The organism is Nocardiopsis synnemataformans (assembly GCF_965343085.1).
GTDB lineage: Bacteria > Actinomycetota > Actinomycetes > Streptosporangiales > Streptosporangiaceae > Nocardiopsis > Nocardiopsis alborubida.
Genome location: NZ_CBDRFA010000135.1, coordinates 1 through 10364, shown reverse-complemented (window position 1 = coordinate 10364; position 10364 = coordinate 1). Strand labels below are relative to the sequence as shown.

The following is a 10364-nucleotide window of genomic DNA, read 5'->3' as shown; positions in this document are numbered from 1 at the left end:
GATGGGCTCACCCCTGCCCCCTGTTGAGGAGACGGTGTGGAGCTGCGACTCACCGACGCCGTGCAGACCCTGCGCGAGGAACTGACCGAGGCCGTCCAACAGGCCGAGGCCGACAACCCCGATGTCACCTTCGACGTCGGCCCCATCCAGATGGAGTTCGAGGTCCAGTTCCGCTACGACGGCAAGGCCAAGGGCAAGGTCGCCGCGTGGATCCTCTCCGGCGAGGTCGAGACCGGAGCCAGCCGCACTCGCACCCACAAGGTGTCGTTCACTCTCACCCCCCGCAACAGCAACCACCCCCAGGGCAAGGTGTCCATCAACAGCGGCCAGCAGCACGACACCGGGCCCGGCGACCGGACTGGACGCATCAACCCCTGACCTCCTCAGGGTGGAAGGTTCGCCCGCTTCGTCCGCTGCCTCGCGAAAGCCCTCCTGATGAGCACAGCGCACCGCATCGTCCGTATGAGCGGCACCAGCATCGGGTCGGGGTATGTCATCGCGCCCCGGTTGGTGCTGACCTCAGCCCACGTCGTTCCCGAGCCTGGCGGGGCGGTTACCTTCTTCACCGCCACCGGCGACACCGTCTACACCGGCACGGTGGCATGGCGCGGCGCCCCGCACGGGCGCGACGATGCCGCCCTGGTGGAGATCACTGACACCGCTTGGCCCGCGCCACCGGTGCGGGTGCGGTGGGGACGGCTGGTCACCCACACCCCGGGCATCCCCTGCCACACCTGGGGTTACCCGGATGTGGCCCAACAGTCGGGGCAGGCGGTGGAGACCTCCCAGCCCGCGGGGACCATCAACCCCGGCAACCACTTCGTGGGCAACCACCACGTCATGGACATCACCACCCACCCACCCCGATGGGGCGGGCAAGGCTCCCCCTGGGGCGGTCTGTCAGGGGCGGCGCTGGTCTGCGGTGACCTGGTGGTGGGGGTGGTGGCCGCCGACCCCGCCCACTCCGGTCACGCCCAGGTGGAGGCCGTGCCCGCCTACGTGCTGCACCACGACCCCGCCTTCTGGGCGGTTCTGGAAGAGCACGGGGCCTCGCGGGTGTTGGAGCCGGTCGAACTCGCCGACCTGGCCCACCGGCAACCGGCCCACCGGCGGCGCCTGTCCCCGGCCTCCCTGCTGGAGGCCCACCGTCGGGTGGTGTCCTTCCACGGCCGCGAGGAGCTGATGGACGCCCTGACCGCCTGGTGCAAGCAACCAGGCGAACTGTCGGCGGTGGTGGTGCACGGCCCTGGTGGGCAGGGCAAGAGCCGCCTGGCCCATGAACTCACCCACCACCTGGACCACACCACCCAGGGGCAGCGGTGGGCCACGCTCTGGCTCACCGACACCACCGACCCCTCCCACCTCAAGGCACTGGCGCGGGTGGAGGTGCCGTTGCTGGTCGTGGTGGATTACGCAGAAGCCCGCACCAGGCAGCTCACCGATCTGTTGCGGGTGTGCGAACGCGAGTCCGGAAGCACCCCGATCCGGTTGCTGCTGTTGACCCGTACGGTCGGGGAGTGGTGGGAACAGGTCAACACCGACACCGGCCACCTGCTCACCGACATCAGCGAGCACACCATCGCCCTGCCCCCGCTGGCCCCGGCCCGGGTGGACCGCGAACACGAATACCGCACCGCCCTACACCAACTCGCCAACGCGCTACCCAAAGCCGACACCCCCGTGACGGTGGACTGGACGACAACAGCCGCCGACCTTGCCACACCAGAGTTGTCCGCACCGGAGTGGGACACGGTTCTGAGCGTGCACATGCGCGCCTTGGCCGACCTTCTGGACGCCACCCAACCACCACCGCGGGCTGCCCGCGCGGGACGCAGCGGACCGGTGGAAGCGCGGGTGCTGGTCCACGAACGGGCGTACTGGAAAAGATCCGCGACCGGGTATGGGATCCAGGTGGGCGGGGCAACCTCGGAGTGGCAGAACACGGTGCTGGAGCAAGTGCTCGCGGTGGCTTTCACCCGCTCACCCGCCACCATCGAGGAGGCTGACACTCTCCTGGGCTCGATGCCCGTTCTGGTCGACCAGACCACCGCGCTCAGACAACAGGTGCGGCGGTGGATCTGCGCGCTGTACCCGAACGGGGACACCGGGTTGTGGGGGGCCATCCAACCGGACCGGCTGCTGGAGCACTTCCTCGCCGACCAACTGACGAAGAGCCCCGGCCTGTTCGACCCTCACATGGAGGACCTCACCGAGGAGGACGCACGCCGATGGGTGAGCCTGTACACCCGAGCCGCCGCCCATCCGGCCTTCGCTCCGCACCTGGGCGAGCAGATCACACGGTTGTGTGTACAGCACGCACGGGTCTTGGGGGCTGCAGCCGTGGATGTGGCCACCCAAGCCGAACATCCCGAACCGTTGATCAAGACGTTGAGCCAGATCGCTCAGGGTTCGCAGACTCCCATAGACATCTTGATCCAGCTGAGTCATGTACTGCCGCGTTTCAGTCATCGCCTAGCGGAGTTCGCCGCCGACCTTACTCACCGCCAAGTCGATATCTATAGGGGGCTGGTTGCGCAGGATGCTGGTGCTTTTCTGCCCGACCTTGCCGCCTCCCTGAACAACCAGTCCAACCGCCTGGGTGATGTGGGGCGGCGCGAGCAGGCGTTGGAGGCCATCACCGAAGCCGTTGACCACTACCGTGCTCTGGCCGAGCAGAGCCCCGACGCCTTTCTGCCCGACGTTGCCATGGCCCTGAACAACCAGTCCAACCACCTGGGCGCTCTGGGGCGGCGCGAGCAGGCGTTGGAAGCCATCACTGAGGCTGTCCAGGTCCGCCGTGCCTTGGCCGAGCAGAACCCCGATACCTTTCTGCCCGATCTCGCCACATCCCTGAATAACCAAGCCGTTCATCTGAGTGGTCTGGGGTGGCAGGAAAAGGCGTTGGAGGCCATCACTGAGGCTGTCCAGGTCCGTCGTGCTCTGGCCCGGCAGCGTCCCATCACTTCCCTGCCCGACCTCGCCATGTCCCTGAATAACCAAGCCGCCCACCTGGGGGGGCTGGGGCGATACAAGGAGGCATTGGAGGCTACCGCCGAAGCCGTCCAGATCCGCCGTGCCCTGACTGAGCAGAGCCCTGACGCCTTTTTTCCCGACCTCGCTATGTGCCTGAACAATCAAGCCCTCTGTTTGGGCGGTCTAGGGCGGTACGAGGAAGCGTTGGGGGCCATCACTGAAGCGATTGAGATACGCGAGCATCTCGCCGAACTCCGACCCGCAGTACACCAGACAGAGATAGAACGGTCCCGCGAAGTGCGTGACTGGCTCAAAGGTCTAGACGAAGACCAGGGTCTTGATCGCCATGGCGATGACTTTCATGACCACACCTGAGCTTCCGTAACTAACCCCAGGAAGCCCACCTCGAGTCATCAGCGGATTTGATCCGCGCCTCGCAGGGCCGATGAAATCCTCCGTGGTTGCTCCGCTGTTCTGGGACACGGCGGCACGGGGTGGTCTCCGGTGGCACGCGCTGGGACACCGTTGCCCGGATGAGCCGATACGATCCCCTACATGCCGGGGCGTTTCGCCCACGCACACGCGGACTTTTAATCCGTGGGTTCAGGGTTCGAGCCCCTGGGGGCCTACCCGTAAAACCCCAGTTCAGAGGCCCTTTTCAAGGTCCCCGACTCGGGGTTTTCTCGTTCTCAGGGCTGGGTGATTACTCCATGTGTGCTCTTCGGCCTCGGCCGTGCCTCCACCTCGCGAGAATGCTCGCTCCTGGATGCTCCACTCATGTGCATGCGCCGTCCCAGGCCCGTAGCACCAATGTGGGCTTGGCAGCGGCCCGCTGCGCCCCTACGCGGGCCCTACCCCGGTTCGTCGAAGGCGGGGCAGTGCGCGAAGCGAGGAAAAAAATTTATTCCCACTAAAAGTATTAGTATTTCCTTGGTTGTCGCTCTGCTCAAGGTTGGCCACATGAATGAGCGGAAGATGAAACACCTTTTCTGCACCAAAGGTTTACAGGCCTGGCGGCGACGAAACCTTAGCATTCCACATTCTTCCATCACATATGAGTTCGATAACGAAATGAGTGTGGCGTCTGGACACCGCAGTTGGTTGAGTGGAGACTGTAGAGTATGGGACAGAGTTCACACAGCGCCGCTCCAAATGCCGTTGGCTACCAACATCAGACCTGGTGGGCACTGGTTGAACTCCTACAGTCGGGTGCCAGCCGTCCGGACGCCGCGATCACGCTCGAACTGTACGACGACATCGCCTGGGAGCATGGAGGGACTCCAACAGAGCTCCTCCAGGTCAAGCACCATCAAGGTCAACATCGGACACTGACCGACTCCTCGCCTGATGTGTGGCGAACACTCAAGGTATGGATGGATGAAGCTTCACCACAGGATCCCTATGGTCCCGCGCTTGTGCTTGTTACTACTGAGACCGCTGGAGATGCCACGGCCGTTGGAGCTCTACGGTCACAAAGTCGCAACACGAAGGAAGCCCTTCGTATACTGGAAAACGTTGCTCACACTTCTCAATCTAGCCAGACTGAAAAAGCACGAAAAAAATTTCTGGAATTAGAAGATTCAGCTCGCCTTTCCTTTCTTTCCCGCATCCGGGTAGTGGACAGTTCTCCCCACATTGATGAGATTTCTTCGCAGGTCAGTACCCAACTGCACTGGGCGATTCCGCCTGACCATGAAGATCTTTTCCTTTCCATGGTCTGGCGCTGGTGGGATGAGGTTGCGCTCGCCATGCTGCAAGGGCGCCAGCGCCGGATCGATGTAGGACAGGCCAAGACGGCAATTTCAGAAATTCGAGACCAGTTTACTCGAGATAGGCTGCCGACTTTGGTCGAGCTATCAGATATCGACAGCGAAGAATTGAATCGAACATACCGGATGCATCCGTTCGTGCAGCAGATGCAATGGGTAGCCTTTCCTCCACGCAACCTACAAAAATCAATCGTGGACTACTATCGAGCCTGCACCCAATCAGTACGTTGGATCCAAGAAGGGCTGATCAGTCCTACTGAGCTAACACGGTTTGAGCACGAACTGATCGATGAATGGGAGCGGGAATTTGAATGGATGACTGAAAGCCTTAGCGAGGATGCAGAAGAAGAGGAGAAAAAGAAGGCGGGAAAAGAGTTGCTGCGACAACTCTTGCGCCAAACTGGCATTTCTGTCAGATCGAGATATAATGACCCCTTCTTCTCGCGAGGGTGCCGACACTCATTGGCCGACCGCGGAGAGGTTGGTTGGCATGCCGACTTTGAAAAGAGAATTTCAGAACTACTCAGAGTTAATGCGTAGCCACGCTTTCGTCCATGAATGATTGCTGAAAAGTAGAGGAAATGACTTCCTGGGCAAAACGTTCTCCAATCGCCGCCGTGATGGTCAACCCTGCTCTTATAGCAACAATCTTGGCTGCAGCGGCAGATGGTCACTATAAGGAAAACAAACAGGGGATGCCGTGGTCTTTGTCCTTCGTTGTTGTTCCTATGGTTCTGCACCTGCCCACTCGTCGGGCACTCCCCAACTCGACTAGAACACACCTGTCTGCGTGGACAGCCAAAAATCCGGTAATGCGATCAGGGTTCCCTGCTAGGGCACAGGAGTTAGTAGGGCCAGTGAAGGAAGGCACACGTTTCGGACTTGCCCATGGTGCTCTCAAGTTTGTAGGAGAGGGGCGGCTACGGTCCGCCTATCGAAAGCCGCGTGGATTCCAGACTCCTGAGGAGCTGGACCGTATCCTGCGCAAGGCGAACCTCGTCGGACGGTGGTTGGCTAAAGTTGATAGCCCAGTGACTGTTTTTGCCGTGCTAGGCGTGGCACCATGAACGTGTGCAACTACTCACGATCATTCTATACAGCAAGACAGGCGACCGGCAGACCCTGGACTTCAACCCAGGAGCCTTGAACATAGTTACGGGCGAGTCGAAGACGGGCAAAAGCGCTCTCCTCGACATCGTCGAGTACTGCTTGGGACGCGACACCCTCCAAATGCCGATCGGTCCCATCACCAGTACAGTTTCATGGTATGCAGCACTGTTTCAACTAGGCTCTGGCCGGGCCTTCGTTGCCAGGCCTGCACCTCAAGCAGGGAGAGCCTCCACCCAACGAGCCATGCTTGCATTTGGTGCAAACCTGACCTCCTTCAACTACGAAGACCTTGAGGCCAACTCGGACTCCGATGCAGTGCGGGAGCAACTAGGGCGGCGCATCGGCATCGAAGAAAACCTTCACGAGCCCCCACCTGGATCAGCAAGAAACGCTGTCGAAGCCCACATTGGCCACGCAGCTTTGCTATGTCTTCAGCGCCAAAGCGAAATCGCTGATCGTGACCTTCTTTTCCATCGTCAAGGTGACCAGAGTATGGCACAGACACTGAAGGACACGATCCCTTACTTTCTCGGTGCTGTCCCACGCAATCAGGCACTCAAGCGGGCGCAGCTCACCGCTGCCCGTCGTGATGCGCGGACCGCTGAGATAGCTTACAGGCAAGCGGTTCAGACAGCCGAGGTCGCTGAAGCTGGGTTGGCAGCTCTGTGGCGTGAAGCCTTCGCGCTTGGCATGGTTGATTCCGCAGAGCAACCCGAGCGTAATATCGCACTGGCTTCCCTGCACGCAGCGGTCACGGCTGGTCCTGTGCCCGCTGAAGTCGATCCTGAATCAGTTTCCCGCAGGAACACCCTTGAAAGAGAACGTGGTGAGTTGCGGGCTCGGTTGCGAGCTGTAGCTGCAGAGCGCGAAATGCTCCTACAGCAGGAAGAAGCAGCAAGCGAATATACTGGAGCCGTTCGTATACAGGCCGCTCGCTTGGCGAGTCTGAATCTAATCGGGATAGAGTCGGACGATGCTGATGGTGAGCATGATATCTCATGTGCGCTTTGTGGTTCAACCATGCGCGAGGCCGATCCAACAGCCGCCGAACTTCACCAGAGTTTGCGCTGGCTTGACAATCAGTTGAGAGGTATGGAAGCGGCCCAACCTGCCCGTCGTTCCGCTCTAACGCAGCTCGATGAAAAGGCCGCAGAACTTAGGTCAGAGATTCGTGTAGTGGAAAATGCATTGCAATCACTAATATCCGCCCAGACAATAGCTGATCAGCTTGCTGAATCCTCGCGTCGTGATTTCATGCGAGGTCGTATCCATGCCAGTCTTGCTGTCCTGCCCATGGGCTCCTCTGAGGAGATTGTACGACTCCAGCGAGTACTCGGATCTGCACAGGCGCGTGTGCGAACGCTGTCATCTGAACTCGATCCAGCTGAAGAGCGCGAGCAGCTCACTTCCCGTCTCGTTAAGATCAGCAAGGATATGACTGCTTGGGCGGACAGGCTCCAGCTTGAGCATCGCGGAGGAAGCGTACGTCTTGACCTGAATCGGCTGACTGTAGTCACCGACACAGAGCAAGGACCAGCCCCCCTCTTTCGAATCGGCAGCGGAGAAAATTGGGTTGGTTACCATATAGTCGCGCACCTTGCCCTTCATCGCTATTTCACGCGACAGAGTCGTCCAGTCCCAAGGATTTTGATGCTCGACCAACCTACACAGGTCTGGTACCGATCGGAAGTCGACCAGCAGTCAGGAATCCCAGAAAGTGACAGTGACCGTGCAGCCGTCCGTCGGCTCTTCCGCCTGATCTACGATGTGGTTCACGAACTTGCACCCGACATGCAGATTATTGTCTGCGATCACGCCAATCTCAACGAGCCATGGTTTCAGCAGTCAGTGCAACACAACTGGCGAAGCGGGCGCAAGCTCATTCCGCAAGATTGGATCGATGAAGCCGAAAACTAAAACAAGCATTAGAGGCAGACGGGCTCGGGTCGGGTGATGCGGATGAGATGCAGGGCCGTGAATAAATCTCACGGCCCTGTTGGCGGGAGCCCGGGTTCAGTTCGTGCTGGCCGGGCGTGTGATGGGTGTGGTGAACATGGCAGCGGTAGCCTCAGCCGCGGCCTTGGCGACGTCGGGGAACACCGACTGGTAGGTGTCCTGGGTGAAGTGGGTGGTGGAGTGCCCCAGCTCGGCGGAGACCACCTTGACATCTACCCCTGCCGCCAGCGCGGTAGACGCCGCCCCGTGCCGCAGGCCGTGCAACCCGATCGGCGGCAAACCGGCCGCGCGTGCGATACGGCTGAACCAGTCAGTGATCTGCGCCGGGTGCCACCCCTGACCGCCGGTTTGGACGAACACCAGCCCGCTGTCGGTCCAGTCGCCTCCGGCGGCGAGCTTGGCCTCCAGCGTGCGGCGCCGCCACCGCTTGAGCACGCGCGTGGTGGCCTGGTCCAGGGTGATGCTGCGCTCTCCGGCGTCGCTCTTGGGGGTGCAGGTGGTGGTTTCCCATCCGACCTGGACTACCTGGGTGTTGATGTCGATCTGCCCGTCGGTCAACCGCACGTTCGTCCAGGGAAGCCCGACGGCTTCTCCTCGCCGTAGCCCTTTGAAGGCGATGAGGTGGAAGATCGGGTAGAGCCACTCGTACTTGCGGGCGTGGGTCAGGAAGCGGCTGGTCTGCTCGGGTGTCCAGATCATCACCTCGCCGGGGATGGTGCCGTCCTTTTCCCACTGGGTGACCCGGTCGGTGGTCCACACCAGGGGTTTCTTGCGGGGGCAGGACGGTAGCCGGGCGTGGGAGGCGGCGTTGTAGGTGACCGTGGGCAGCTCTGGGCTGCGCACCGCGTCGGTCAGGGCGCTGCGCAGGGTTGCGCGGATGCGGTGCTTGGTGGACAGAGAAGTCACCCGCTGCCTCGTGACGCTGGCGCGCACTTGGGGGTCGGCGGACTCGCGGCATTCCAGCAGGCGCACGTTCTTGTCCTCGATGGCGTCGAACATCGCCTCGATGTGTCGGGACTGCAACCGGTCCAGGCGCAGGTGACCCAGGTGGGGGGTGAGGTGGTTGCGGATGTGTCCGGCGTAGGAGGCGCGGGTGCTGTGGGCCAGGTCGGGTTTGTGCTCGAGCCACTCCTCCAGCCACGCGGCGACGGTGGGGGCCTCGGCGCGTACGTCCATGCCCTGGTTCAGGTACCGCTTGATGGTGTCGGCCGCAGGTAGGGGTTCGTGCTTTTTGAATGTGGACTGGATCAGGTCGGCGACCTGGACGAGCTGGTGCTCGTCCTGCCCAGCGGTTTCCAGGAGGGCTTTGATGTGGGCCAGCTCCCGTAGGGCCTCGTCCTGGGTTTCCAGCCCGGCCTTGCGCACCTGGCGGCGGCTCCCCTGGCTGGTGGGAGGCAGTTCGATCTGGTAGCCCCACCGCCCGTGGGTGGAGCTCCAGGCCCCGTTGCGGCGGCGCAGGAGTGGGCACTTGGCTCCGAGGAGTTTGTGGGACGTCTGCTCGCGGCACCCGCAGCGTTTGAACGTGGATCCTTCACGCACGGCCATGGTTGGCCTCCTGGTGTTCGTCATGGCGCGCACCGCATCCGCAGCATCCCAGCAGGGCGTCGAGGCCGATCCCAAGGTGGGCAAGGATCCCCGCAGTAGGGATATGCCAGGACCGCCCCACCCGGTGGGCAGGCACAGGGAACGTGCCCGCCTGGAGGTGGCGGTAGGTGCTGGAGCGGCTCATCCCGAGCACACGCCCGGCGGTGACCGGGTCCAACAGCAACGGCAAGGAACCGATCTCTCCCAGCGTGACTGGAGACTTCATGCCCACCTTGTCCACCTCCTCCCCGGTGTTGACGTGCGCGGATGCGGTGCGCGACCCCACGCGATGCGGGGCACCACGCATCCACGCTCGACCTCGTAGAGGTGGTCAAGCGGATTCATGACATGGGCCAACGGTTTTTTCCTCCACCTCGTATCCACCTCACCAGGCCTTTTGCCTACGGAGCTGGGTCAGGGCTCGCCGCCCGTGGGGCGCCGTGGGCCACGCTGCGGGCCGCAGACGCCGTTGGGGTGCCCCCGGGCGGGGTTGGGCGGTGCGGGCCGCCGTGGCGCCCTACACCGCCCAGCCGACTACCAGCCCTATTCGGGCTCGGTGCCTGGTCAGTCGGGACGCCACGTCGCCCAGCAACGGCCCCTGTTCCCCAGCCGTGCCCGTTGTCGTATGTCCCCCATGTTCATTCCTTGGCTATTTGTCGCAATCCGCTCTGAACACCACCGCACGACACACGACCTCGCCCCGCAATGTTGGTGTTCTCGCCCTGATAAACCCCGAAGAAGACATCCGCGACCTCCGATGCGACATCGACTCCGAAGCCGCGAGGTCACGCCCTCACAGCGCCACATCCACTCGCCCGACCGGTCGCGAAGCTCGTCCGTGCCGCCGTGAGAGAGGCGCGTGAGAAGAGAGGACGCGCCGCCGTCTCCCTCGGCCTGCTGGACGATCTTGACCGCACCGCTTCGCCACCACGGAGCAGTAGGAGAAAGGTCAGAGGCATTAGTCAGGAAGAG

General features: G+C 62.1%; 7 protein-coding genes. 5 read left to right on the top strand and 2 right to left on the bottom strand.

Annotation, left to right across the window (positions count from 1 at the left end):
* The first annotated feature begins 36 nt into the window (after positions 1-36).
* The 5 genes from ACSIH6_RS38585 (at position 37) to ACSIH6_RS38565 (ending at position 7769) form a co-directional block, all read left to right on the top strand.
* Positions 37-378: a trypco2 family protein gene (locus ACSIH6_RS38585; protein ID WP_435113707.1), complete on the top strand. Its 342-nt coding sequence runs from the start codon at positions 37-39 to the stop codon at positions 376-378.
* An 84-nt stretch (positions 379-462) separates the two neighbouring features.
* Positions 463-3348 carry a tetratricopeptide repeat protein gene (locus ACSIH6_RS38580; RefSeq protein WP_435113705.1) on the top strand — a complete coding sequence of 962 codons (2886 nt, stop codon included), beginning with the start codon at positions 463-465 and terminating at the stop codon, positions 3346-3348.
* A gap of 746 nt (positions 3349-4094) precedes the next feature.
* Complete coding sequence (locus tag ACSIH6_RS38575; RefSeq protein ID WP_435113703.1) at positions 4095-5282, top strand: ABC-three component system protein; 1188 nt, start codon at positions 4095-4097, stop codon at positions 5280-5282.
* Between the two features lie 41 nt (positions 5283-5323).
* Positions 5324-5809, top strand: a complete 486-nt coding sequence (locus ACSIH6_RS38570) for a three component ABC system middle component (RefSeq protein ID WP_435113701.1) — start codon at positions 5324-5326, stop codon at positions 5807-5809.
* Positions 5810-5813: 4 nt separating this feature from the next.
* Complete coding sequence (locus tag ACSIH6_RS38565; protein WP_435113699.1) at positions 5814-7769, top strand: DUF3732 domain-containing protein; 1956 nt, start codon at positions 5814-5816, stop codon at positions 7767-7769.
* A gap of 96 nt (positions 7770-7865) precedes the next feature.
* Here the strand turns inward: ACSIH6_RS38565 and ACSIH6_RS38560 are convergent, their stop codons facing one another.
* Positions 7866-9353, bottom strand: coding sequence for a tyrosine-type recombinase/integrase (locus ACSIH6_RS38560; RefSeq protein WP_435113697.1), 1488 nt, complete (start codon positions 9351-9353; stop codon positions 7866-7868).
* Complete coding sequence (locus ACSIH6_RS38555; protein WP_435113695.1) at positions 9340-9618, bottom strand: helix-turn-helix domain-containing protein; 279 nt, start codon at positions 9616-9618, stop codon at positions 9340-9342. The genes ACSIH6_RS38560 and ACSIH6_RS38555 overlap by 14 nt, the downstream gene beginning before the upstream one ends.
* Positions 9619-10364 lie beyond the last annotated feature (746 nt).